This window comes from Sphingobacterium sp. UBA5996, assembly GCF_002429765.1.
GTDB lineage: Bacteria > Bacteroidota > Bacteroidia > Sphingobacteriales > Sphingobacteriaceae > Sphingobacterium.
In genome coordinates this window covers 286,679-310,890 of record NZ_DJAS01000011.1, presented here as the reverse complement: position 1 = coordinate 310,890, position 24,212 = coordinate 286,679, and the positions used below count along the sequence as shown (strand labels likewise).

Annotated in this window: 21 protein-coding genes; 9 read left to right on the top strand and 12 right to left on the bottom strand. The window is 39.7% G+C overall.

Annotated elements, in window-relative coordinates; all coding sequences use genetic code 11:
* Positions 1 to 28: 28 nt before the first annotated feature.
* From B3E00_RS08715 to B3E00_RS08705, 3 genes are all read right to left on the bottom strand, one after another.
* Positions 29 to 898 (bottom strand): cupin-like domain-containing protein, encoded by an 870-nt coding sequence (locus tag B3E00_RS08715; RefSeq protein WP_209578543.1) that lies wholly within the window; start codon positions 896 to 898, stop codon positions 29 to 31.
* 327 nt (positions 899 to 1,225) lie between these two features.
* A complete protein-coding gene (locus B3E00_RS08710; protein ID WP_209578542.1) occupies positions 1,226 to 1,996 on the bottom strand; it encodes a uroporphyrinogen-III synthase in 771 nt (256 codons plus the stop codon).
* 10 nt (positions 1,997 to 2,006) lie between these two features.
* A complete protein-coding gene (locus B3E00_RS08705; protein ID WP_209578541.1) occupies positions 2,007 to 2,981 on the bottom strand; it encodes a DUF4271 domain-containing protein in 975 nt (324 codons plus the stop codon).
* Positions 2,982 to 3,104: 123 nt separating this feature from the next.
* Here B3E00_RS08705 and B3E00_RS08700 point away from each other — a divergent pair, with 123 nt between their 5' ends.
* A complete protein-coding gene (locus B3E00_RS08700; RefSeq protein ID WP_293938086.1) occupies positions 3,105 to 3,689 on the top strand; it encodes a DNA-3-methyladenine glycosylase I in 585 nt (194 codons plus the stop codon).
* A 100-nt stretch (positions 3,690 to 3,789) separates the two neighbouring features.
* Here B3E00_RS08700 and hpt read toward each other — a convergent pair whose 3' ends face one another.
* Together hpt and B3E00_RS08690 are read right to left on the bottom strand one after the other, a co-directional pair.
* Positions 3,790 to 4,329, bottom strand: a complete 540-nt coding sequence (gene hpt, locus B3E00_RS08695) for a hypoxanthine phosphoribosyltransferase (RefSeq protein WP_209578539.1) — start codon at positions 4,327 to 4,329, stop codon at positions 3,790 to 3,792.
* Positions 4,330 to 4,356: 27 nt separating this feature from the next.
* Positions 4,357 to 6,531, bottom strand: a complete 2,175-nt coding sequence (locus B3E00_RS08690; protein WP_293938084.1) for a transglycosylase domain-containing protein — start codon at positions 6,529 to 6,531, stop codon at positions 4,357 to 4,359.
* A 292-nt stretch (positions 6,532 to 6,823) separates the two neighbouring features.
* On the opposite strand from B3E00_RS08690, the gene B3E00_RS08685 reads away from it, so the two are divergent.
* Positions 6,824 to 7,888, top strand: coding sequence for an Mrp/NBP35 family ATP-binding protein (locus B3E00_RS08685; protein WP_209578537.1), 1,065 nt, complete (start codon positions 6,824 to 6,826; stop codon positions 7,886 to 7,888).
* A 79-nt stretch (positions 7,889 to 7,967) separates the two neighbouring features.
* Here B3E00_RS08685 and B3E00_RS08680 read toward each other — a convergent pair whose 3' ends face one another.
* From B3E00_RS08680 to B3E00_RS08660, 5 genes are all read right to left on the bottom strand, one after another.
* Entirely contained in the window at positions 7,968 to 8,738 is a 771-nt protein-coding gene (locus B3E00_RS08680; RefSeq protein WP_293884110.1) for an exodeoxyribonuclease III, read from the bottom strand.
* Between the two features lie 74 nt (positions 8,739 to 8,812).
* Entirely contained in the window at positions 8,813 to 9,571 is a 759-nt protein-coding gene (locus B3E00_RS08675) for a peptidylprolyl isomerase (protein ID WP_293884112.1), read from the bottom strand.
* 56 nt (positions 9,572 to 9,627) lie between these two features.
* Positions 9,628 to 9,975, bottom strand: a complete 348-nt coding sequence (locus B3E00_RS08670) for a hypothetical protein (protein WP_293884114.1) — start codon at positions 9,973 to 9,975, stop codon at positions 9,628 to 9,630.
* A complete protein-coding gene (locus B3E00_RS08665; RefSeq protein WP_293938082.1) occupies positions 9,972 to 10,418 on the bottom strand; it encodes a low molecular weight protein-tyrosine-phosphatase in 447 nt (148 codons plus the stop codon). The genes B3E00_RS08670 and B3E00_RS08665 overlap by 4 nt, the downstream gene beginning before the upstream one ends.
* 405 nt (positions 10,419 to 10,823) lie before the next feature.
* Positions 10,824 to 12,380 carry a Do family serine endopeptidase gene (locus B3E00_RS08660; protein WP_293938080.1) on the bottom strand — a complete coding sequence of 519 codons (1,557 nt, stop codon included), beginning with the start codon at positions 12,378 to 12,380 and terminating at the stop codon, positions 10,824 to 10,826.
* Positions 12,381 to 12,610: 230 nt separating this feature from the next.
* On the opposite strand from B3E00_RS08660, the gene dapF reads away from it, so the two are divergent.
* Positions 12,611 to 13,390: a diaminopimelate epimerase gene (dapF, locus tag B3E00_RS08655; protein ID WP_293884120.1), complete on the top strand. Its 780-nt coding sequence runs from the start codon at positions 12,611 to 12,613 to the stop codon at positions 13,388 to 13,390.
* Between the two features lie 144 nt (positions 13,391 to 13,534).
* Positions 13,535 to 16,420 (top strand): DEAD/DEAH box helicase, encoded by a 2,886-nt coding sequence (locus B3E00_RS08650; protein WP_293938078.1) that lies wholly within the window; start codon positions 13,535 to 13,537, stop codon positions 16,418 to 16,420.
* A gap of 9 nt (positions 16,421 to 16,429) precedes the next feature.
* Here B3E00_RS08650 and B3E00_RS08645 read toward each other — a convergent pair whose 3' ends face one another.
* Positions 16,430 to 17,239, bottom strand: coding sequence for an AraC family transcriptional regulator (locus tag B3E00_RS08645; protein ID WP_293938076.1), 810 nt, complete (start codon positions 17,237 to 17,239; stop codon positions 16,430 to 16,432).
* 252 nt (positions 17,240 to 17,491) lie between these two features.
* On the opposite strand from B3E00_RS08645, the gene B3E00_RS08640 reads away from it, so the two are divergent.
* Both B3E00_RS08640 and B3E00_RS08635 read left to right on the top strand, forming a co-directional pair.
* Positions 17,492 to 18,541: an HlyD family secretion protein gene (locus B3E00_RS08640; RefSeq protein WP_293938074.1), complete on the top strand. Its 1,050-nt coding sequence runs from the start codon at positions 17,492 to 17,494 to the stop codon at positions 18,539 to 18,541.
* Positions 18,542 to 18,547: 6 nt separating this feature from the next.
* A complete protein-coding gene (locus tag B3E00_RS08635; protein WP_293938072.1) occupies positions 18,548 to 20,125 on the top strand; it encodes an MFS transporter in 1,578 nt (525 codons plus the stop codon).
* Positions 20,126 to 20,390: 265 nt separating this feature from the next.
* On the opposite strand, the gene gltX is transcribed toward B3E00_RS08635, so the two are convergent.
* Positions 20,391 to 21,911: a glutamate--tRNA ligase gene (gltX, locus tag B3E00_RS08630; protein WP_293938070.1), complete on the bottom strand. Its 1,521-nt coding sequence runs from the start codon at positions 21,909 to 21,911 to the stop codon at positions 20,391 to 20,393.
* A gap of 120 nt (positions 21,912 to 22,031) precedes the next feature.
* Between gltX and B3E00_RS08625 the strand changes: the two genes are divergently transcribed.
* Genes B3E00_RS08625 through B3E00_RS08615 form a run of 3 tightly spaced genes read left to right on the top strand, consistent with a single transcriptional unit; the run spans position 22,032 to position 24,181 of the window.
* Positions 22,032 to 23,261 carry a sensor histidine kinase gene (locus B3E00_RS08625; protein WP_293884260.1) on the top strand — a complete coding sequence of 410 codons (1,230 nt, stop codon included), beginning with the start codon at positions 22,032 to 22,034 and terminating at the stop codon, positions 23,259 to 23,261.
* Positions 23,242 to 23,790, top strand: coding sequence for a DinB family protein (locus tag B3E00_RS08620; RefSeq protein WP_209578525.1), 549 nt, complete (start codon positions 23,242 to 23,244; stop codon positions 23,788 to 23,790). Before B3E00_RS08625 ends, B3E00_RS08620 begins: the two co-directional genes overlap by 20 nt.
* The gene (locus B3E00_RS08615) at positions 23,756 to 24,181 is read left to right on the top strand and encodes a hotdog fold thioesterase (protein ID WP_209578524.1); all 426 of its coding nucleotides are present in this window, start codon (positions 23,756 to 23,758) and stop codon (positions 24,179 to 24,181) included. Before B3E00_RS08620 ends, B3E00_RS08615 begins: the two co-directional genes overlap by 35 nt.
* Positions 24,182 to 24,212: the final 31 nt, after the last annotated feature.

Here is a 24,212-nt window from a genome sequence, read left to right as displayed (position 1 = left end):
AGGGGACATTTGGTGTCCCTTTTCTATATTAACGTGCTTTTCTTTTTATTGCATTATTAGCGCGACGTTTCGCTGTATTGATTTTATAGTTGAACCAATGCCCTTTGAAGATCTTTCGCATCGTATTATCAAAATGTCTTGTGATAAACAAGTTGCGCGCACCCTTCAATTTCTCGCTGATTGAATTTGCTAAAGCCCTAACGGAAATTGAATACCCTTCAGTTTCATATTGAATATAATGCCACCATCCTGCGGGCATATACAAAGTCTCTCCAGGGTGAATAACTGCCTCGTAGCCATCCAAATACTTAATCCCAGGATATTCCTCTACATTACTGTATTTTGGATTAGCAATACTATGAAAATTGTATGGCAATTTGTACATCAAATCAGATTGATCATTTGGGAAAAGCCAAATACGCTTTAACCCCTGAAATTGAGAGATAAACACATGTGACATATCAATATCGAAATGATTACGGGTACTCGAACCTTCACCACCAAAGAACATAAATGGCAACCATTGCAATACCTTGCCACCTGTGACATCGTTATAAATAACGTCATGCTTCAGTTCAGGACGAATTTTAAGCAGATTGAACAAAAACAATCGTAACTCCGTAGGTTCTTTTGTAATCAGGTCCAAATATTCTGCAAATGTCATATGGCCAACAGGAGCGCTCGCAGCACGGTCCATCGATTCCTCCTCTTTTCCGTAGACATCTATTTTTATATCTCCTGCAATTTCTTTAAAGTAATCATAACTCCATTTCTTCCACGCTGGACTTTCTGCACTTATAAAATCTGATATAATGACAGGAAAACCTGGTTTCAGATAATTTTTTAGGAAGTCCTCTGATCGAATGCCCGAAATTTTATCAACTTGCTTTAACTTCACGACTGATTAATTTTGCTTAATTACAAACATAAAAAAATATTTCTACCAAATTTCAAAAATACCACCTATGCGTTATTTTACATAGAATGAATTATATCAAGCAATTTAATAGAAATATACTTAAAATCTCAATGACCTTCGTCATTTTATTATATTTTAACACCTCCGATCCAGCTAAACATCAGTCCATAGCTCAATAGACCAACATAAGGAAGCTTGTGTTTACCGATCTTATGCCCCAAAAGCCCTTAGCTTGCCAAGCTCTCTACAGATAACAAAAAAAAGGGTCTTAAGAACCCTTTTCCGTATTTACCTTTTGCTAGGCTATTATTTATTTACCTTTTTGATGTATTCTTCAACAGCCATAGTCATACTAGGAGCTTTTGGCGTTGGAGCAGGAATATCTAAAATCAATCCATGATCTAAAAGTGCCTGTTGAGTAGAAGCGCCGAACGCTGCAATCCTTGTATTATTCTGTTTAAAATCTGGGAAGTTATCATATAAAGACTGTACACTGGAAGGACTAAAGAACACGATAACATCGTAAAAAACATCCTTTAGGTCAGTCAAATCGCTTACAACAGTTCTAAAAAGCACAGCTGGTGTAAACTTATAGCCGTTTTGCTGTAACCAGTTCCTGGTCTCCTCATTCGCTACATCCGAACATGGAAATAGGAAATTCTCACTTTTGTGTTTTTTCAACACGTCTTCAAGGTCTTTCGCGGTCTGTTTACCAAAGAAAATCTTTCGTTTCCTATATTGAATATACTTTTGAAGATAAAGCGCAATGGTCTCCGAAATGCAGAAATACTTCATCTCTGCAGACACTTCAAATCGCATCTCTTCGCAAACTCTAAAATAATGATCTACAGCATTTCTACTTGTAAATATTACGGCAGAATAATCTGCTAAATTCACTTTATCCCTACGCACATCTTTGGCAGGAACTCCCTCTACGTGTATAAAACCTCGAAAATCTAATTTTAACCCGTATTTCTTTGCTAAATCATAATAAGGGGACTTATCGTTTTCAGGTTTCGGTAAAGTTACCAGTACACTTTTTACCTTCTTTGCTCTTTCTACGTCTGAAGTTTGCATATAACCACTTTTAGCTCAATAATCTTAATAGTATTAATATTGGTGCTATTTCTAGGCAACAAAGGTACAAAATTAAATAGGAAATTGAAAATTTATACATCGACATAATATGAGCCGCTGTCTTAAGAAATCGATAACAAAAAAGTAATGCCGCTCCAACAATGGCCAAGTGCAGTACAACACCTACCGATGTTAAGGGTACAAGACTCAATATTAATAGTACAGGAAGCATTAAAAAAAGTGTATTGAAATAAATCAGATACAGCACTGTCACATATTCCTTTACCAACTTCCTAATTTCAAACACAAAGGATAGAAATCGAATAAATCCGATTTTTAACGAAAATAAGCCGCCAACCATGCCCACCGTCTTCATATAATTGGAGAACGTGATAAAATCAAATCTATCTAACTCATAGGCATAGAATAGACTCACAAATAAGCCCAATGCTCCTGAAAATAATATAAATAGAAAAATAAAGGGCCATGACGTCAAGATGGTGTCCTCTTTGCTCACCGATAGCAACACCCGATCATCCCAATACCCCTGAAAAACCAATTTGATATCAGAAGGGAAAAATATCCGAATCATCCCAACACCAAAAATTAATGCAAGAACTGTGAAAAGTATCCAATTTTCCCGGTGAACTTTAAGTGTCCCATATTGTCTATCCAACTTGCTAGTTCGCAATTCTCCTTGAAAATATTGCTGCACATCGAAGCTATAAATATTATGAACCATTAACCCCTCCCTTTCCACTGTTACGATTCGATATTGATCCTGTAACGCTGGATTCAAGGATGCCAAAACTTCCTCATTAGGCGTTAAAAGCGAATCCTTTACAACATGTGTACTATCAATCCCAATTGTGCTACCGTCTTGAACAACGTTTCGATAAGTACGCCCCTGCGCATTCAATTTCGTTATTGCGAATAAAAGAAATAGTACAAATAGAATATGATATTTGAAAATAGCTGCGTTCATTAAAATGAATTGTCTTTTAACGGCAATGAAATATTCAAGAACCGTCTATAATCGAAACTCTTTAATTGTGGTCGTAAAGTTAGGATAAAAAGTTATATTGCATTCAAAAAATCTTCATAGAACATGCACAAAGAAATCACACGCTGCCAATGGTGCGGATCTGACGAACAATATGTTGCCTATCACGATAACGAATGGGGCCGACAAGTCAAAGATGATAAAACCTTATTCGAGTTTTTAGTATTAGAATCAGTACAAGCGGGATTAAGCTGGATTACTATCCTACGTCGAAGAACGGCATACCAAGAAGCTTTTGCTAACTTTGATGTCGATCAGGTAGCAAACTACAATAATGAAAATGTACAACAGTTACTCGCCGACTCTGGGATCATAAAACATCGCAATAAAATTGAGTCAACCATCACAAATGCGAGGCTTTTCAAAAAAGTCCAGGCCGAACATGGCAGCTTTTACAACTATTTATACAGCTTCTTACCCGAACAGCAGCCCATCGTAAACCATTGGTCTAGTTTACAACACGTACCAGCTACTACTGATATTTCTGATAAAATCGCCAAGGATATGAAGAAAAAAGGTTTTAAGTTTTTTGGATCTACCATCTGCTATGCCTACATGCAGGCCGTTGGAATGGTAAATGATCATGTTGAAACTTGCTCTTTTAAATATCCTGCAGATGCAGTATCATAAACACCAAAAAATACCAGTGCACTGCAATGTGAAATAGCGCAGTGCACTAAAAATCAAAGAAAACTTCTTTGTTTCAAACTCTTAGAACATCCAGTTTTTTCTAACCAGGTATGTTTTTATAGATATCGGGCAGATTCCGGCCTAGCCCGTTAAAGTCCATGCCATACCCGACCACAAATTCTTTACTTATTTCAAACCCAACATAATTCAATTCCTCGAAATGATATTGCAGCGCGTCAGGTTTCACCAAAAGCGCACAGGCAATGACACTCGTTGGATTTAATTTTTTTACCGCATCCAACGTATGTTTGAGTGAATGCCCAGAGTCTACAATATCTTCCACGATTATCACATCACGCCCTTCCAGATCAATACCAAGCCCTAAAAGCTCGTTTAACTCAGATTGGCCTGTTCCGATGTACGATGCCAATTTAATAAATGACATCTCGCACGGAACTTCAATTTGCTTGAGCAAGTCTGCCATAAACATAAAACATCCATTCAATACGCCTATAAAAATAGGCTGTTTATGCTCATAACGCAGACTTATATCGATACCCATCAGGCGAACACGCTTCTGAATCTGCTCCTCTTCAATGAGAGGCTCAAATAACAATCCGTCAATTTCTATGTTTCTCATGCTATTATTATTCTTTCATGACACACACTACTTTTGTGCATCCTTATCTTTTTCCTCTTTTTTACGCCCCAATATCTTGTCAAATAACGATCGCTTTGGCTTATCCTGCTCACCGGTTTCCTCGTCCTTCTTTTCCGTGAGATCCATTTTGTTTAATTTCTTTGGAACAGATACACTTTCGAGATTGTCGCCAGGAGGGCTGCTATCAAGACGATCGAACAACAACGGATCTTCTCCCATATCGAATATATCGACAGAATCCACCACAGCCGGTCTTGCTGCACGCAGGTGTGGTTGCAGAACAACCTCATAAAACCCATAATTTGAGGTTGTTGAATCCACGCTAATCTGTCCGGTTTTCGTCATAATATGACCGTAAGTATTAAAATACCGCAACATATTCCCTTTTAAGTGACCTGTCCAGTCAAAAAAGTTCAACCCTTTTTTAGGTCGTGGAACAATACTTGACAAAAATATACTCTCTCCAAGGCCTAATTGTGCTGGAGTTTTTCCAAAATAATAGCGTGCAGCTTCGGTAATGCCATAGACATTATTTCCCCATTCGATCACATTGAGATAAACCTCGTACATGCGTTTTTTGCTCACTTGCTGAGAGCGCTCCATCAGCCATACCAACAGAATTTCCTCCAGCTTCCGTACAACCGTCTTATTGCGATTTAGAAAAACATTTTTCACCAGCTGCATCGATATTGTGCTGGCTCCACGCTTAAATCCTTTTTCCTTGATGTTTGTAACAATGGACAATTTAAAAGCCTTCTCTTCGAAGCCCTTGTGCTTAAAGAAAAATGGGTCCTCGGTATTGATCAAGCTAATTTGCATATAACGGGAGATTTGATCGATAGGCGTAAAATTGCGATTCTGTGGGCCCACAACGATCTCCCGCATCGGCTTGCCATCTTCATAAGCGGTATACGTGAAAGGAGTGTTTAACATTGCAATATTAGCCTCTCCCCATTTCACGACCTTTAAATCCTTATCGTCCATTTTAGAAGAGAAAAGGAGATTTTCAGGCTTCTTAAATTCAAGAGCAAAATTCAGGTCATATTGAATGTGCCCCTCCACCTGAATTCCTTCCAGACCTGGAAACAATCCAACTGGTATAGCATCAAAAAAGTGTTGCGCTTCTATCTTATCCGTATGAATAGCCAAAAAGAGCTCTTTCTCGGGTTTGTGAATATATTTAACGTAGGGAGAAAACACAAAATCTTTGACCTTTACCGTACTTTCTTTGCTTACTTCGAGAGAAGACGCTCCGATATTCAGAGCCCCCTGCATTTGGGCCTCAGGAAAGATCACATCTTTACTAGAAATACGCCTATGATTTACTTTTAAATTTTTAAATCCCCATTGCCCATGCAGTTCCAGCAATTCCTTATTTCTTCTGTGTGCTTTGTCCAATCGGAAGGATATTTCATCAAAACTTACAGCAAGACCAAATTTGCGTTGCAATAGGGGAAGATTTACGCCCTTCTTATCAGAAAAAAGACGGAGGTCACATTCTTGATTATCCGAATCAATTGTTCCCGTTAGATTCCAGGCGGCCTCATGATCGTTTAACAAAAATTTAGTTTCCATATCACCGCCATCGATCACAGCAGAAGGAATAACAACACGTTGTGAAGTGCTGTCATCACGATAAGAAAGTTCAAGGCTCTTCAGATCGAGATCATTTGGAATCTTAAAAAACACATTTTTCAACAATCGATCTGCCAAAGCTGCCAGATTCTGTTTCGGATTATCATTTTCTATTGTGTCTTTCTTCTGCTTTTTAAACAGAAAATCGTAGTTACTAATTGAATCCTTTTTTATAAGAGAAACCGTACCGTGATCTAAAATAACCTGTCCCAACTTCACATCCCCGAATAATAAGGGCCATAATTTTACCGATACTGTCAGATCATTAATTTGAGCCAATTGGTCTCTATTTTTAGGCAATAGTTGGATATTCTTAAACTGTACAGCATTAATTCCACGGAAAGCATAGTACTGGATCTTCAAATCCAAATCATATTTTTCAAGCAACTTCGCTTTTGCTTTGTTGATTACCCCCATGAGCATCGCATCTCTTTTTTGATAAGCATACGCGCCAACTGCAAACGCCAAAACCAAAATAGCAGCTAAAGAGATATAAAGCCATCGCCATTTGCGGGACTTAAAAGATGTTATAAATCGATTGGACATAATTATTACTAAATGCAAACTCATGCATATCAACAGTCAAACTTAGATAAATTTGGCTGTATATACAATTATAATTCACGGAAACGATGGTCGCTTTTATCCGTGACTTCAGCACGACAAATTTATTGACAAACGCATTAATTACATAAAAATGAAAATGTTCCACGAAAGCGATCTTTCCTAAAAGCCAGCCCTATATCCAGTAACTTTAATCCCATTAAAAACAGAGAAATGACATGAAATTGATCCGCAATGAGTAGTTTTGTAATCCATGATTACAAATGAACAATAGATGGTTACCAAAGAACAAATATTAAATGCATTATCCTATGTAGAAGAGCCTGATTTGAAAAAGGATCTTGTCACATTGAATATGATTCAAAATATCGGGATCGAAGGTGAAAAAATTTCTTTCGATGTCATTTTAACTACTCCCGCTTGTCCACTTAAGGACCATATTGAACACGCGTGCCGAAACGCCATCGCTCATTTCATCGACAAAAATCTCGAAGTTCAGATCAACATGACATCCAATGTGATCGGGAAACAAGGCGCACAGGTTTCAGGCATTAAAAACATCATCTTGGTTTCCTCAGGAAAAGGTGGAGTTGGAAAGTCAACTGTTGCCGCCAATTTGGCGCTTGCTCTCCATGCTAAAGGAGCTAAAACAGGACTTTTAGACGCTGACATCTATGGACCTTCACTTCCGATTATGTTTGGCCTAGAAGGTGCTAAACCCGGATCAGTAGAAATGCCTGATGGCCAGGTTAAGATTGAACCGCTTGAAAAATTTGGACTAAAATTACTTTCAATCGGATTCTTCACCGACCCAAACCAGCCTATCCCATGGCGTGGCCCCATGACCACCTCTGCAATCAAGCAACTCTTTAATGATGCACACTGGGGTGAACTCGATTATCTAGTGGTTGATATGCCGCCAGGTACAGGCGACATCCATATTACCGTATCACAAACTTTCCCGATTGCGGGCGCAGTGATCGTCACTACTCCGCAGCAAGTTGCCCTAGCTGACGCTGTCAAAGGTATAGGTATGTTTTTAATGGATAGTATCAATATTCCGTTACTGGGCGTGGTGGAAAATATGGCTTATTTTACACCAGCGGAGCTTCCTGATAATAGATATTATATTTTTGGAAAAGACGGCGGAAAAAGGTTAGCTGAAGAATATAAAGTACCTTTCCTTGGCGAGATACCACTATTAAAGGGTATTTCTGATGCTGGAGATAATGGATTCCCCATTGCGATAGACAACGAAGATCCTGTAACAAAATCATTTCTGACGATTGCAGAAAAAGTTGCTCAGCAGCTTTCCATCATTCATAGTCAGTTAAAATAGCTATTCAAAGGCAGTGCTGCTGCTGTTAATCATACAAAAGGCTTTCATGGGTATGAAAGCCTTTTGTATGATTAACATTTTATTGGAGCGCTAGCTCTAATACTACCGGGCAATGATCGGAATGCACAGCATCCGGCAATATACTGGAAGATTTGATATGGTCGGCCAAAGACTTAGAAACCATATTATAATCAATGCGCCAACCCAAATTCTTTGCACGCGCTCCAGCACGATAACTCCACCAGGTATAATGGTGCGGATCTGGATTTAGATGGCGAAAAGAGTCAATATAACCTGAATTAATAAAATTCTCCATCCATTCGCGCTCTTCCGGAAGAAATCCCGAAGAGTTCGCATTTGATTTTGGATTATGAATATCGATGGCACGATGGCAAATATTATAGTCACCGCAGACAACCAGATTCGGCTTTTCCACCAAAAGCTTATCGCTATACAACTGAAAATCCTTCAAAAAGCGGTATTTAAAATCCTGTCTTACGTCCCCGGTTGTACCCGAAGGAAAATAGGTACTCATCACCGACAGTTGATCAAAATCAGCACGGATAATACGACCTTCAAAATCATAATCCTCATGACCACAACCGTACTCAATATGCTTAGGTGTCAGCTTGGTAAACAAGGCAACTCCGCTGTACCCCTTCTTTTGCGCTGGATACCAGTAATGCTCATAGCCCATTTCCTCCAGTAGGGCAACTTCGGGAATCTGATCAGGCGTAGCCTTAATCTCCTGAAGACAGATGACATCTGCATTTACAGCTTTCAACCAGCCCAACCAATCTTTCTTTAAGGCCGCACGCAAGCCATTCACATTATAAGTTACTATTTTCATTGTTTATTATTGTGATGCTAGATTATAGAAACAAGAAACCTTCTCAATCCCTAATATATTATTTCAACATAACATTAGTAGTCCTTTGAAGAGAATAAATCACCAATCTTTGAAAAGATACCCGTTTGAGGTTTTAAACCTTTAAGTTCACGTTCCAAGTTTAATGCCTCTCGCCTCGTAAGTACATGCATGGTCATTTTTTGATCGGTTTCTGGCCTATCATGCTGATCTGTCTTTACCGCTGCAATCTGATCGATAACATCTACACCTTTGACCAACTCACCAAATACAGTATAATTCCAGTCTAAATGGGGCGCACCACCAATAGTGGTGTATACCTGACGTTGAGTATCAGAAAATCTCTTGCCATTCATTCGGGTCTGCTCCAACCGATTGAGATCTTCAGGACTAAATACCTTTCCCTGAACAAGATAAAACTGAGAGCCCGACGAAGCTTTTTCAGGATTATTATCCCGGGCAGCTCCGATAGCACCTTTTTTGTGAAATAAACCATCCTGAATCTCCGCAGGAATGGTGTATCCAGGCCCCCCATTACCCAACTGAGCTCCGCCAACCGCATTTTTTGAGTCAGGATCACCCCCTTGAATCATAAAATTCTGAATGACGCGGTGGAACAGCGTCCCATCATAATATTGGCTTTTTGCCAATTTGACAAAGTTATCTCGATGTTTTGGCGTTTCATTATACAGCCGCACAATACAGATGCCCTTGTCAGTAACGATCTGTACATATTTAAATTCAGGTTTAGCCGCAAATGCCAAAACCTGTAAAAAGCAGAATACTGCAATTAAACTAGCTTTTAAAAATTTCATCTGTTAATAGTTCTACGTTCCCATTTGAACATTTAATTTTTCTCTTGACGTGATCGCTAGATAACATTTAATTCCTCAAAATAATCGATGATCAGAGACTTCATAATCAGTTCTTGTTCCAAAAGTGTATAGTTAGGAATTGGTTTTATTAATTCCCAATGCGGCCATCCTTCCTCATCAAGACCTTTCAGCGTATAAAATCCCATCGCACTAAAAAGACGACAAGTGGCAATATGCATCAACTCTTCCTTTTCCCGCTTCGAGAATTTCTGGGCTCCCTTGCCCAATTCCTGAACACCAATGAGGAATAAACACACCTTGATGTCTGGCTTTTCCATATCAAATAGTGCAGCAATCTCCTCCTGCAGGATAATCCATTTCTTGTTAACTTCAGCTGCCTTCATTTTTTTGATTTAATAAAACTAGCCATCACCTCTGCACAACGTTGGTCAATCATTTGAAAAACCGGATCAAACAAATTATCATCAAAATAGGGATCAGGAACAATATCCTCTCCTAGAAACAATTTAACCTTGTTCAGATCGGCTTTGTCTATAACCTGAGCACAAACATCTTCATAATTTTGTCTATCCATGACAAATATCAGATCATATTCAGCAAAAAACTGTGGTTTAAAATGCCGGGCCCGCTGACCAGATATATCAACACCGTATTTCTTGGCAACTGCGATCGCCCTATGATCGGGCGCTTCACCAATGTGCCAATCACCTGTACCAGCCGATTCAACGACCCAGTTCAATTGTTTATCCAATGCCTTTTGCTTCAATATACCGTGTGCAAGGGGTGAACGACAGATATTCCCCAAACAAACCATTAAAATCTTCATTTTTATAACGTTTAAAAAGCTATACAATAAATACCACTACTGCTATGGAATTCGACTAATTCCGTAAAAACTCAATTAAATCAACTAGCCACCCCATCGATTCATTAATAGCACCATATATAGTAGATTGCAAGTCCAAAAAGTCTGAGCTTATCAAGTGCCAAGTTGCTTCTGTACTTTTATTCCGCAAAATAGCTAAACTAAAATTATTAACGAAACAACCCGCTTAAAAGTGACCAACTTCTTACCAAGCCATGTTTTTTTAATACGGTGTTGCTTCTTCCACCTTTGTAAAAGAAATCAAACCTTACCGTAGGCAGTTTTGCCAAGCCAAAAAAAAGGTGGCCTAACCTAAAGGCTAGAGCCACCTAAACTATATTAATCAACCAATTCTTAATTCAATGCTTAATATTCTACTGGGAAGCTCAATTGAACAGCACCACCTTGAGGTGACACACCTTTCAAACGTACAATATTACGTTGTGTTGCTCCTAAAGCGGCTTCAACATCATCAACTGAATTAACGGCCTTTCCGTTGACCTCAGTAATAACTAATCCGCGCTCTACACCAAAGTAATCGAAGATACCTCCACGGTTCACTTGAGTGACAACAACTCCGGAGTTCACACCCAATTCCTTTTTCTTCTGTGCAGACGCAGGAATAAAGCTTGCTCCTAATTTGTTATAAATTTCGGTTGCGCTTTTCGAAGCTTTTCCGCCAGCATTCGCAGACTTTAACGAATCTTCACCTTTCAATGCCATAGTAACCTGTTTTTCCTTACCATCTCGTTTGTAAGTAACATTTACCTTATCTCCAGGACGCGCACGACCTATAGTTTCACTTAAAACAGGTGAACCTGTAATCACTTTTCCATTAATTTTGGTCAGTATATCACCTTTCTTGATACCTGCGGCCTCCGCAGCACCGCCAGCTACGACATCCTGAACATAAAGACCATTAACATCTGAAAAACCTTTTTCTTTCGCCAATTCTGGTGTTATTTCAGTATAAGTCACACCTATGTAACCACGTTTTACATTACCGTATTCAACAAAATCATCAACAATCTTCTTTACCAAATTGACCGGAATCGCAAAACCATAACCCGCATAGGTACCTGTTGGAGAAGCAATAGCGGAATTAATACCGATCAATTCACCCGAAGCATTTGTTAAAGCACCACCACTATTCCCCCTATTAATTACCGCATCTGTCTGAATAAAAGATTCGATCGCTGAACTGACAGGAATTTGGTCTTGTCCACCTCCAAATGGGTTACCACGCTGTTGTTGCTGGCCTTCACTTAAAATCCCAATCTGACGCCCTTTCGCACTAATGATACCTGCAGTCACTGTAGACTGAAGTCCAAGTGGATAGCCAAAAGCCAATACCCATTCACCAACATTGACATTATCTGAGTTACCTAATTTAACAACGGGAAGCCCCTTGCCCGATACCTTCAATAAAGCTAGGTCGGTATTTGGGTCACGTCCGATCAATTTAGCTTCAAATGTTCGCTTATCTGTTAATACAACTTCAATCTTGTCTGCATCTTCCACCACATGGTTGTTGGTTACGATATAACCATCATCTGAGATAATTACACCTGACCCAGATGCTTGTACAGGTTGCGACTGCATTTGACGTCGCCCGCCCCCCTGTGGCATGCCAAAAAACTCTTCAAACATGTCAAACGGAGAACCCTGCGATTGTTGTGATCCCTTACGGCTATATGTGGTTTTAATATGTACAACACCCGGTGACACCGCAGCAGCAGCCTGCGTAAAATCAGGGTTACCTGTAGAGGACATCACTCCTGTTGGATTATTTGCAAAATAAACCTTTTGTTTGTCTTCGAAAGACATACCATCAAACTTCTTATTCTCAATAAGCTTGTAACCTCCTAATGCTACCGCTCCACCGAAAACAGCTGTTAATAGCGTTAAACCGACCTTATTCATAAACTTATTTCTATTTTAAAATGTCTTAATATAAGCTGATAACTTTTGCTCTTAAAATTACCGATTTTATTCGGATATGTTCAAATGTAATACCATTTCGAAACCTTCGGAAAATCCGACACGTTAAAAAATGTTAATTACTAGACAAATACAACCATTTTAACAAATCTTAACTTTAGAAGGTTTTTTTGTAACAAAAAAACGTACTTTTGTTACTAAAAATCAACAGAATGGCAACAAAAGTAAGATTCTCTAAATACCAAGGAGCAGGCAATGATTTCATCTTAGTAGACAATCGCCAAAATGCATTTGACAGAGCAGACGAAGCATTAGTAGCGAAGCTATGTGACCGCCGATTTGGTATTGGTGCTGACGGGCTGATGCTCTTACAGCAGAACGAAAATTACGATTTTGAGATGGTTTACTTTAATGCAGACGGTAGAGAAGGAAGCATGTGTGGTAATGGAGGCCGTTGTATTGTGGCCTTTGCTCGCGACCTTGGCATTATTACTGACAAAACTGTCTTTTTGGCAGTAGACGGTATACACCATGCATCTTTATCTGCAGATCTTGTCAATCTCCAAATGATCGACGTGCAAGATTTTGCCCGTGATGGAGACGCCTACCTGTTACAAACAGGTTCTCCACACTATGTTGAATTTGTAGAAAATCTCGCGCATAAAAATGTCTATCAAGACGGCTACGCCATTCGTAATAATGCGACATATGGAAAAGATGGCATCAATGTAAATTTCATCGAAGCAGAAAGAGACGGTTATTTCCTGCGTACTTTTGAACGCGGTGTCGAAGATGAAACCTATGCCTGTGGCACTGGTGCTACTGCAGCAGCCATGGCCGTCGCCCTAAAGCAGAATCTCACAGGCGATATCAATATTCCTATCCGCGTATTAGGAGGGCAGCTTTACATCTCCTTCCATAAAAATGGTCAGCATTTTACAAAGGTGTTCTTAAAAGGACCGGCGCAGTTTGTCTTCAATGGAAACTATTAGGTTGCTACAGGCAATCAACACTAATCGCTTCCAGAATCTTCAATCCAAGCACGCCAATTTTTAAAATTTCATCAGGCAAATTGCGAGTAATGGTATATTTTATTGTATATTAGATACCTTTATTTATAAGGTCCGCTATTTTTAATGCAACAGTCAAACTCATTCCCAGTATATAAAATCGTTTATTCCATATGTGAGCACCCTTATCTCGGCTATCTCATTGAGCCACACATGGTCCAACTCAATCCCAATGGGACTTACTCACTCCGATATCAACGCATATTTAGTAACACTGTCGGTGCCTACGCCGCCGAATTAGATGAAGTAGATTACAAACTCATTCGACTGCTTGATGAAATCGAACAAACACACCTCATCAAAAAATACTACAAAAAAGCGATCAGACCTGTAGATTTCTTTTCCAAAGTTTTTGATAAAAAGCTTTATGAACTCCTTCGTCCTAAAATAGATGAAAAAATGATTCAATTTTTTGAAACTGTTGGAGACAAACCATTCTTTATGATGAGCAAAGATGGGTATCCTGCAGATCAAGAAATTAAACTGGCCACATCTGCCGCCTCGATACTTTTTCATTTCCGTCGAAACGAAGAAGAAACACGCTATTTCCCGACCATCAAATACGAAAATCAGCGTTTGGAGTTCATGTTCAAAAATGCTATCGTGCTGACCAATGTACAAGCATGGCTACTTTTAAATAATACCCTTTATTATTTCGATCAGACCCTTGAAGGGAAAAAGCTTAGCCCCTTCTTGAATAAACGCTATATTTCTGTCGGTAGGAGCACTGAAAAAAAATATTTTGAAACCTTTGTCTGTGGCTTGATAGAACGCTATCATGTTTATGCCGAAGGATTCGACATCCAAACCCATCAGCATCAAGCAATTCCAATTCTCCGTTTGATTTATATCGAAGATGGAGCTTCACAACTTCAACTGCAATTTAAGTACGGTAAACATATCTTTACAGCTGGTGCCGAAAATAAAGTTACTGTCCGCATGGTCTATCAGGAGGAAGACGATCGTTATATTTTCCACCGTGTCAAACGATCTTTGCAATGGGAAGAACAACAGCATGAAAACTTAAAAAAGCTGGGGCTACAGGATTTTGACCTTCAACTCGGTTTATTGACACCAGTGATAGCCGCTGGAAAACGACTTTCCATATTTGACTGGATAAATAATCACCAAGAACAACTGGAGAAACTTGGCTTTCAAATTGTACAAAATAATGAAGAAAAGTGCTTCTTCATAGGACAGACCTCGCTGGATATCTCCATTGAAGAAGACAATGATTGGTTTGATATCAGTGCTATCGCAAAATTTGGACCTTACGAAATCCCATTTATTCAGCTGCGCAATCATATCCTCAATAACATTAAGGAATTTACTTTACCGAATGGAGAAATTGCCATGATTCCCGAAGAATGGTTTGCACAGTACAATCATTTATTTCAATTTTCTGCAGATCGCCATGAACTTAAATTAAATAAGGTACATATAGGCCTACTCTTTGAAATTAGCGAACATACGCAACTGGTATTTACCCGAAAACTTCAAAATCTGGCCAACTTCGAAGAAATTGCAGATATTCCCGAACCAAAACATTTCAAAGGAAATCTTCGCCCATACCAAAAGGCAGGATACAATTGGTTTAATTTTCTAAAGCAGTATAAGTTTGGAGGCTGTCTTGCGGATGATATGGGCTTAGGTAAAACCATACAAACATTAGCCTTATTGCAGCAACAAAAAGAACTGCTTCAGAATGAACAGGATGTACGTACTTCGCTTTTGGTCTTACCGACTTCATTAGTATATAACTGGCAAAAAGAAGCACATCAATTCGCGCCACAGCTTAATATTCACCTTCATACCGGGAATAACCGTATTAAAGATGCCTCACTATTCTCCAAATATGATTTGATAATCACCACCTACGGCATTGCCCGTATTGATGAAGAGACCTTGAGCAGCTTTTATTTTAATTACATCATCTTAGATGAAAGCCAGAATATCAAAAATCCGACATCCAAATCGTTTAAAGCGATCAAAAGCTTAAAAAGCAAAAACAAGTTGGCCTTAAGCGGAACTCCCGTTGAAAATTCCGTTTCGGATCTTTGGGCACAGATGCACTTCACCAACCCGGGACTATTGGGCAGCTATACCTATTTCCAAAAAGAATTTGTGCAGCCCATAGAAAAGAAAAAAGACGAAGAAAAAGCACAACGTCTTCAAGCGATCGTCAAACCATTTATATTAAGACGTACAAAAGATCAGGTGGCAACAGAATTACCACCAAAGACAGAACAGGTGCTCTACTGTGAAATGACGGAAAAACAATCCGAACTTTACGAAAAAGTTAAATCTGAATATCGCAATGCAATCCTTGACGGGCAATTGGACAACAAGCCAAAATCTACCCAAATTGCGCTACTGCAGGGATTAACCAAACTCCGACAATTAGCCAACCACCCTAAAATGGTCGATGACAAATTCTTGGGCGATTCAGGTAAGTTCGAAGCTGTCATTGAAACGCTTGAAATGGTTATGCGAAGAGGCAACAAAGTACTGATTTTCTCGCAGTTCGTAAAACAGCTTAATATCTTCCGTCAGTATTTTGATCATAAAGGGATAAATTATGCCTACCTGGATGGTGGCACAAAAAATCGGGATGAAGCCGTCAGCCAATTTCGTAAAAACAATGACACTAAGCTTTTCCTCATATCGATAAAAGCAGGTGGTGTGGGACTCAATCTGATTGAAGCAGATTATGTCTTTATTCTGGATCCGTGGTGGAATCCAGCTGTGGAACAACAGGCCGTCGACCGTTCACACCGCATCGGTCAAACGCGAAATGTGTTTATCTACAAATTCATCAGTAAAGATACCGTCGAAGAAAAGATATTAGCCTTACAGAATAAAAAGAAATCAATTGCACAAAGTCTGATTACCACAGAAGAGAGCTTTATCAAATCGCTATCTCAGGAAGACCTACAGGAACTTTTAGCCTAAATCAAAACCCTACTGTTTATATGCATTAATCTTCGCCATATATATCGAGGGACGGATACCCGTTACACGTGTAAAAATATTGCTAAAAGAAGAGAGCTCATTGTACCCTACGCGCATAGCGATTTCAAGGATGGAATACTTATTTTCGGACATCAGTTCCAGGGCTTTTGCAATTCGTATGGCTCTTAAAAATCGAATATAACTGATACCCATATCTTCTTTGAAAAGTCTGGACAACGAGCGGCTACTCATTCCAAAACGCGCCGCAATCTGTTCAATGGTAAATGCCTGATCGATATTGCTGTTTAAATATCTAGCCACACTTCGGAGTTTTTCACTCTTAGGATAGGGATGTTGCATTGGGAAAGCATCTACTGGTGGGCTCGTATCTGGAATAATGGCCATCATCGCACGCAAGAGACAGTATTTTGAATATTCGGTTCTTTTGCTCACCCCTCCGCTCCAATCCTGAGCAAATAAAAACATTTCACGCATCAGATCATTGCTTAGAAATATATTCGGCACTGAAAGCACGGACGGCATACCCTGCCTTTCCTTAAAGTAAAAACTGTACAACGGGATACGGGAGCTTGTACTTTCTAGATGATAAATTGTATTTGCCGGGATCCACATATAAAATCTTGCCGGCAAATACCAGTGCTTTGTTGCTGTAAATACATGAATAATACCACCGTCAGCATAAAGCAGGCGTGCCTTTCTATGTTTATACTCACGAGGATCAATGCGATCGACATACATGTGATCTACATAAAAATCATATTGGTCAGCATCGATGGCTGCAAGTTTATCCTCTCCCATAATCTAAAATTACACTTTTTATACAATATGGCGCATATAAACAAATATTCGTCCGACTATACAAAACAAAACATTTCTATCCTACAGTATCTTTGTGCAGCCTTATTCCCAAGCGCCACGACGAAGTGTGTTGGTACTCCGAGCAATCCAGTTTACATAAAATGAAAAACTGCTATTTCAAACAGATTACAAGCTGAACTGGGATATAGGCCCTGAGACTTTTTGAGTTGAACAACGCGCAATTAAACAAAAATGAATAAAGAAGATAAAAGAGAAAAAACAAAAGGATTTAATAAAGTGCTCGTCATATTTGCGAGCCTATTATTATTGATCGGTATAGGAGTATTAGTCAGACACCTCATTTTTACCAATCAATATGTAACGACAAATGATGCGCAAATTGATCAATACGTGACACCTGTTGCCAGTAGGATTTCTGGTTTTATAAAGGAAGTACGATTTGAAGAAAACCAATATGTACATCGGGGCGACACCCTATTAATTATAGATGCTAGTGAGTATCAAACCAAGGTGGATATGGCAAATGCCGAACTCCAAAGTAGTCAGCGAAATGCAGAGGTAATCAGCAAAACAGCCCATGCGACGGCCAATAGCATTTCGGTTCAAAAGGCAAGATTAGAAGCAGCAAAAGTAAGTGTATGGCAAACTCAACAGGACTACAATCGATTCAAAAATTTATTTGAAGCAGAGGCTTCTACCAAACAGCAATACGATAATGCCAAAGCAGCATACGATATAGCATTGGCACAATTGCATACCATCACCGAAGAATATAATTCAGCTCAACTGAACACCAGCAAAGAAAAAGCAAACGAATTACCTGCTAGAGCGAACATCAATATCAAAAAGGCCGCAAAAACAAATGCACAGCTTTTTCTCTCCTATACCGTAGTAACTGCTCCCTACGACGGTTTTGTTGGTAAACGCACTATCCAACCGGGGCAATTTGTAAAGGAAGGTCAGACGCTAGCCAATGTCATAAGCGAAGAAAAATGGATCAACGCAAATTTTAGAGAAACTCAGCTCGAGGACCTGACAGAAGGCACTGTAGTCACTATACAGGTCGATGCCTTTCCTAAACTTCGTTTTAAAGGAAAGATCCATTCTTTTTCTCCAGCATCAGGTTCCAAATTTGCCGTGATACCACAAGACAATGCAACCGGCAATTTCGTGAAGATTGAACAACGGATCCCCATTAAAATTGTATTTGACCCCCAACAGGATCTAAGGAAATTACGTGCCGGTATGAATGTGGTCATCCATGCCGCCCATCAATCCTAATTACCCATGAGTACAGACAAATCTTTATACTATAGCTGGGTGCCCGAATGGATAAAACTCCCGCTAATGATATTAGCGATGTTCCCACATCTCATGTTAATGTCGCTCTTCCATTCCAATACGGCATTTACCGCGTCGGCGCTGGATATTGAAGCCGAAGATATTCAGTATTTTCTATCCTTGATGTACGGGGCCATTGTCGTTGCTTTACTTATATTTCAGCGGCTGTTTTCTTTTTTTAGGGTAAGGACATATATCCTCTTGACCTGCAGCCTCTCCATCCTGATCCTACTAGGCATTTCGCTGACAAGAGATCCATTTCTTATTGGCATCCTGCGCGTGGTCGAAGGTATTTTCTGTGTACTGGAAGGAGCTTGCTTTCTTCCATTGCTCATGATGCAGATTAAGCATGCCAAGAGCCGGACAATCGCTTATTTTTTTCTATATACCTTTATGCTTACGGGTTCAACCTTAACGACCTCTTTGCTCAAAGAAAGTATTATGGATTATGGATGGCAAGATATGATCCACGTGGTGCTCTATTGGCATTTGATTGTGATCGCAATAGCTTTACTGTTACTTAACAATAATCGCTTGAGTAAAAAATTTCCTCTCTATCAATTAGATCTGGCAAGTTGTCTATTTCTACTGCTCTCATTAAGCTGCGGTGCCTACGTTTTAATTTATGGTCGTAAATACTATTGGTTTGAACACGCCAATATTACCATCAACTTTGCTCTTGCCCTTATTTTTGGGGCACTCTTTGTGATTAAACAAAGCATGGTCAAAAGACCTCTTTTTCACTTTGAAATCTTGAGATACAAAAATGTTATCTTCGGAGTTATCCTATTCTTTCTCTTTTATATTATTCGCAGCTGCCTGAACAATGTGTATACCGTGATGGCGACCGTATGGAAATGGCCCTGGCATTATATTATTGATGTACAGTACATCAATGTCCTCGGCACGATGCTTGGTGTTGGCAGTTCAGGTTTCTTACTCCTACGCGATGTATCCCCTAAATATATCTTTGGTTTTGGCTTTTTGATATTAGCAGCTTCCTGTTTTCTATTTGTACCCACCTTTTATCCCGATACGACAATCGGTACTATCGGCCTCCCCTTGTTCATCCAGGGAATCGGACAAGGCTGGCTTTTCACACCATTGGTCATTTATATCTTAACAGGTGTCGAGTCTCATCATGTAGGCAATGCAGGACTTATGGGTACAACAGTTCGTTTTTGGAGTACCAATATCGGATTTGCCCTTATGCAAAATGCCAGCTATACACTCAATCAGAAGCATTATATTCAACTCGAACAAACGCTCAATACAAGCAATCCGCAGACAATAAACTATTGGAATACGTTAACGGAGAAATATATTGGGCCATATGGCGATCAGCTAGCAAGCATTATTGCAGGTAAAAGTCTTTCTGGAAACCTAAGTCAGCAAGCATCGCTAATCAGTAATATGGAAATATTTACTTATCTAGGCATGTTGGGAATACTTGTTACCGGACTAATCTTTTTATTCGGCCCAGTCAAAACACTTTTCATGCGCCTTCGGATACCATACTTGTAAAGGAAATGGTTACACCTTCTCATAAAATGCACATGATTTGGTAAGCATCAAAGCGATGAAGGCGAATTGAAGATTCTTCTGGCCAACAACCAAGTGCAACAAGTTTGTTGAAGCCAATAAAAATAAAAATTTCTCAATAAACCGAGCATCGCAAGTGCGTTGATCCCGTTGAAAAAATACGAATCAAAGCGCAGACTTGTTCAGAAAAAAGGGGTTGTTTGCAGCAAGCAAACAACCCCTTTTTGGTATCTCGTACTTAATTTATTTAAGCATCGAATTCTTGAAGTGCTTTTTTCACACGTGCTATGACCTCGTTTTTACCAAGTAATTCAACAATCTGAAATACATCTGGGCCAAATTTCCCCCCGACTAGCATAATACGGAAAGGCATCATCAGTTCGCCCATCTTCATTCCAGACGCCTGAATAGCATCTTTAAAGAAAGGTTCCAAATCGGCAGCGTTCCATGTATCAAATCCTTCGAATGATTGATTTATACTTTCAAAAAATGCAGTTTTTTCCGCAGACCATTTAGGCTTTACTGCATTTAAATCATATTCTGCAGGTTGCAGGAAGAAAAACGACGCTTGGCTCCAAAAATCTTCCACAAAGGTCAGGCGCTCTTTTACCGCATCCAATACCTTACTCACATAAGTATCATCAGCCGCTACTTGATGATGTTCCAAAACTGTTTTGATCTGCGGTAACAACGACTCTGTTGAAGATCGTTTGATCCATTCATGGTTAAACCATTTTGCTTTTTCAAAATCAAATTTCGCCCCAGCTTTACTGATACGGTCAACGCCGAATTTCTGGATCAATTCATCTAAAGAAAAAAGTTCCTGTTCAGTTCCATCATTCCAGCCTAACACCCCAAGCATATTGACGAAAGCCTCCGGCAAGAAACCCATCTCACGAAAACCTTTTGTTGTATCGCCAGAGTTCGCATCGGTCCAGTTCATCGCGTAAACAGGGAATCCCAAACGATCGCCATCGCGTTTACTTAATTTACCATTTCCATCGGGCTTGAGGATTAGAGGAAGATGTGCCCAGCTCGGCATGCTATCGCTCCACCCAAGGTATTCCCACAACAAGATATGGATAGGTGCCGAAGGCAACCACTCTTCGCCACGGAATACATGCGAAATATCCATGGTTTTATCATCGACAACAACGGCCAGGTGATAAGTGGGCATACCATCAGCTTTAAGCAATACCTTATCATCAACAAGATTTGTATCAAAAGCAACCTTACCTCGGATCATATCCGTGAATGTTACCGTGTCATCTGTAGGAATTTTTATACGAATGGTATGCGGAGTTCCCGCATCCAACAGTTGTTGAGTTTCAGTCTCAGATAGGCTCAACGAATTGCGCAATTGAAGTCTGTTTTCGTGGCTATACCGGAAGTTAGGCTGTAATTTACGCTGTTCATCTAGCTCTTCAGCAGTATCAAAGGCATAATAAGCATACCCATTTGCGATCAACTGCTCAGCATATTTGCGGTAAGATGGTTTTCGCTCACTTTGACGGTAAGGCCCATATTTCCCCCCTTTTAACGGACTTTCATCAGGGGTCAGACCACACCATGCTAAACATTCGTTGATATATTCTTCAGCACCTGGGACAAAACGAGTTTGATCCGTATCCTCGACACGTAAAATAAAATCTCCCTGATGCTGACGCGCATAGAGAAAATTAAACAAAGCTGTACGTACCCCACCAAGGTGAAGACCACCTGTAGGGCTTGGTGCAAAACGCACTCTTACTTTTCTTTCTGAACTCATGAAGCAAAATTACCACAAAATTTTTGATTTGGGCGCTACGACCACTTCTTCAATGAAATAAAAGTGCAGAAAACAGACATTTATTCAGTAATTTGCGATGAAGGACACGAATACGGAATCATGAAACCCTATCAGATTAGCCAGCAACGCTGGAAATTTATCTTGCTCATCTTTGCTGCAGTCATTGCTGTTGCCTCCTTGGTGTACACCAATTACCTCGTTCGAAATCTTGCTCACGCCGAACGTTCAAAGGCCGAGGTATGGGCCATGAGTACTAAAAATATCATGACCATGCCCGACGTAGATGATGAGTTCATTACATTTATTTACGCTGTGAGAGACAGCTTAAATTTACCAGCGATTATTACTGACGATAAAGAAGATATCATTTTTTGGCGGAACCTCGATTCTACGAAGACCAATATTAAGCCCGGACAAAACGACAGTGTTACAAAGCATCTAAATTACGACCCGGCTTATTTTCAGAAACAGCTGGCATTTATGAAAAAAAGCCATCCCCCCATTACTCTGGAATTAGAGAACGGGCAAAAATGGCATGTATACTACAAGGATTCTTGGTTTTTGCAACAGCTAAGGGTGTTTCCGTACGTACAACTATCGCTCATTGCGCTCTTCCTGATCATTGCGTATACCGTTTTCAACTCTATCCGAAAATCTGAACAAAATCTTGTTTGGGTAGGCCTCACCAAAGAAGCTGCCCATCAATTGGGCACCCCCATTTCGTCGTTGATGGGTTGGCTAGAACTGATTCGTATAAAATTTGATGCCGAAGAAGATGATACCCTAAATGAAATGGAAAACGACATAAAGCGGCTTGAAATCGTCGCTGACCGCTTTTCAAAAATAGGGTCTACTCCCGTACTGACCAATCACAACCTCTACGAGGTCATTAAAAATTACATGGATTATTTCCGTATACGGACTAGCAATAAAATTACTTTCGAATTAAAAGGAGACAAACATCTTGAAGCAAAGCTCAATATTCCGCTCTTCGACTGGATTATAGAAAATTTATTGAAAAATGGAGTAAATGCCATTGGTACAGAAGGAAAGATAACTGTTAATATTTCAGAAAATATTGCGAAAGATGAAATTTTTATAGACATTAGCGATACGGGCAAAGGAATTCCGAGATCTAATTTTGAATCAGTTTTCCAGCCGGGCTTCACAACAAGAAAGAGAGGCTGGGGGCTTGGGCTTAGTCTGACAAAAAGAATGGTACGGTATCACCAAGGACAAATTTTTGTAAAAGAATCTGAATTAGGTAAAGGAACAACATTTCGAATAATCTTAAAAAGCAATTTAAAATATGAAGCCACTCAAATCTGACGAATATCCAGCAGTCTATGCGCCATATATTGAGACTGTCGTCGATAACGTGTTTGATGCACTTGAAGAACAAACGCTCTCCTTTCCAGCATTTCTGGACACGATTCCTGAGGAAAGAGGCAATTTTAAATACGCCGAGGATAAATGGACCATCAAAGAAGTCGTTGGCCACGTCATCGATAATGAACGAATCATGGCCTATCGTGCGTTGCGCTTCTCCCGTAATGACCTGAAGGAGCTAGCCGGTTATGACCAAGACTACCTCATCCAGTATTCACGCTATAATGATCGTACGTTAGAAAGCTTGAGCAAAGAATTCACCTTTCTTCGCAAAGCCAATATGATGCTTTTCAACAGTTTCAATGACGCTGAATTGGAGCGTAAAGGAATGGCATCTGAGCGACTCACAAGTGTAAAGGCACTGTTATATGTTATTGCGGGACACCTCAATCATCACCGCATTATTATCCAAGAACGTTACTTAAACTCAGACGATGTCAAAAATTTGGTTTCAGCATTACAGCATTGAGGAAATAAATGTATTTTTTAACAAATACCTGTCAGGTCTCCTGGAAATTCAAGCGACAGAAATAAATGACAACACCATTACAGCGACTATGCCTGTAACGGATAAAGTCAAGCAACCGCACGGAATATTACATGGTGGAGCCTCGGTAGTCCTGGCAGAGTCTCTAGGCAGCATTGCCTCTAACCTGGTGGTTGATCCAGATAAATATCGCGGCGTTGGACTTGAAGTGAACGCAAACCATATACGTCCCGTAAGCAGCGGAATAATTACAGCGAAATGCAGTCCAATACATATTGGCCGTTCCACACATATCTGGGAAATAAAGATGTATGACCGGTTCAATAAATTAAATTGTATTTCCAGACTTACAGTAGCGATCGTTCCAAAATAATACAATTTATAGGGCTTTTGGCAACTCGAAT

Bases quoted from the DNA above. Each gene is read 5' to 3' on its own strand.
- B3E00_RS08680 (WP_293884110.1), bottom strand. From the start codon at position 8,738: ATGAAAATAGTAACTTATAATGTGAATGGCTTGCGTGCGGCCTTAAAG.
- B3E00_RS08625 (WP_293884260.1), top strand. From the start codon at position 22,032: ATGAAACCCTATCAGATTAGCCAGCAACGCTGGAAATTTATCTTGCTC.
- B3E00_RS08640 (WP_293938074.1), top strand. From the start codon at position 17,492: ATGAATAAAGAAGATAAAAGAGAAAAAACAAAAGGATTTAATAAAGTG.
- B3E00_RS08620 (WP_209578525.1), top strand. From the start codon at position 23,242: ATGAAGCCACTCAAATCTGACGAATATCCAGCAGTCTATGCGCCATAT.
- B3E00_RS08710 (WP_209578542.1), bottom strand. From the start codon at position 1,996: ATGCAAACTTCAGACGTAGAAAGAGCAAAGAAGGTAAAAAGTGTACTG.
- hpt (WP_209578539.1), bottom strand. From the start codon at position 4,329: ATGAGAAACATAGAAATTGACGGATTGTTATTTGAGCCTCTCATTGAA.
- B3E00_RS08650 (WP_293938078.1), top strand. From the start codon at position 13,535: ATGCAACAGTCAAACTCATTCCCAGTATATAAAATCGTTTATTCCATA.
- B3E00_RS08615 (WP_209578524.1), top strand. From the start codon at position 23,756: ATGTCAAAAATTTGGTTTCAGCATTACAGCATTGAGGAAATAAATGTA.
- B3E00_RS08685 (WP_209578537.1), top strand. From the start codon at position 6,824: ATGGTTACCAAAGAACAAATATTAAATGCATTATCCTATGTAGAAGAG.
- B3E00_RS08705 (WP_209578541.1), bottom strand. From the start codon at position 2,981: ATGAACGCAGCTATTTTCAAATATCATATTCTATTTGTACTATTTCTT.
- dapF (WP_293884120.1), top strand. From the start codon at position 12,611: ATGGCAACAAAAGTAAGATTCTCTAAATACCAAGGAGCAGGCAATGAT.
- B3E00_RS08700 (WP_293938086.1), top strand. From the start codon at position 3,105: ATGCACAAAGAAATCACACGCTGCCAATGGTGCGGATCTGACGAACAA.
- B3E00_RS08670 (WP_293884114.1), bottom strand. From the start codon at position 9,975: ATGAAGGCAGCTGAAGTTAACAAGAAATGGATTATCCTGCAGGAGGAG.
- B3E00_RS08675 (WP_293884112.1), bottom strand. From the start codon at position 9,571: ATGAAATTTTTAAAAGCTAGTTTAATTGCAGTATTCTGCTTTTTACAG.
- gltX (WP_293938070.1), bottom strand. From the start codon at position 21,911: ATGAGTTCAGAAAGAAAAGTAAGAGTGCGTTTTGCACCAAGCCCTACA.
- B3E00_RS08645 (WP_293938076.1), bottom strand. From the start codon at position 17,239: ATGGGAGAGGATAAACTTGCAGCCATCGATGCTGACCAATATGATTTT.
- B3E00_RS08665 (WP_293938082.1), bottom strand. From the start codon at position 10,418: ATGAAGATTTTAATGGTTTGTTTGGGGAATATCTGTCGTTCACCCCTT.
- B3E00_RS08660 (WP_293938080.1), bottom strand. From the start codon at position 12,380: ATGAATAAGGTCGGTTTAACGCTATTAACAGCTGTTTTCGGTGGAGCG.
- B3E00_RS08635 (WP_293938072.1), top strand. From the start codon at position 18,548: ATGAGTACAGACAAATCTTTATACTATAGCTGGGTGCCCGAATGGATA.
- B3E00_RS08690 (WP_293938084.1), bottom strand. From the start codon at position 6,531: ATGTCCAATCGATTTATAACATCTTTTAAGTCCCGCAAATGGCGATGG.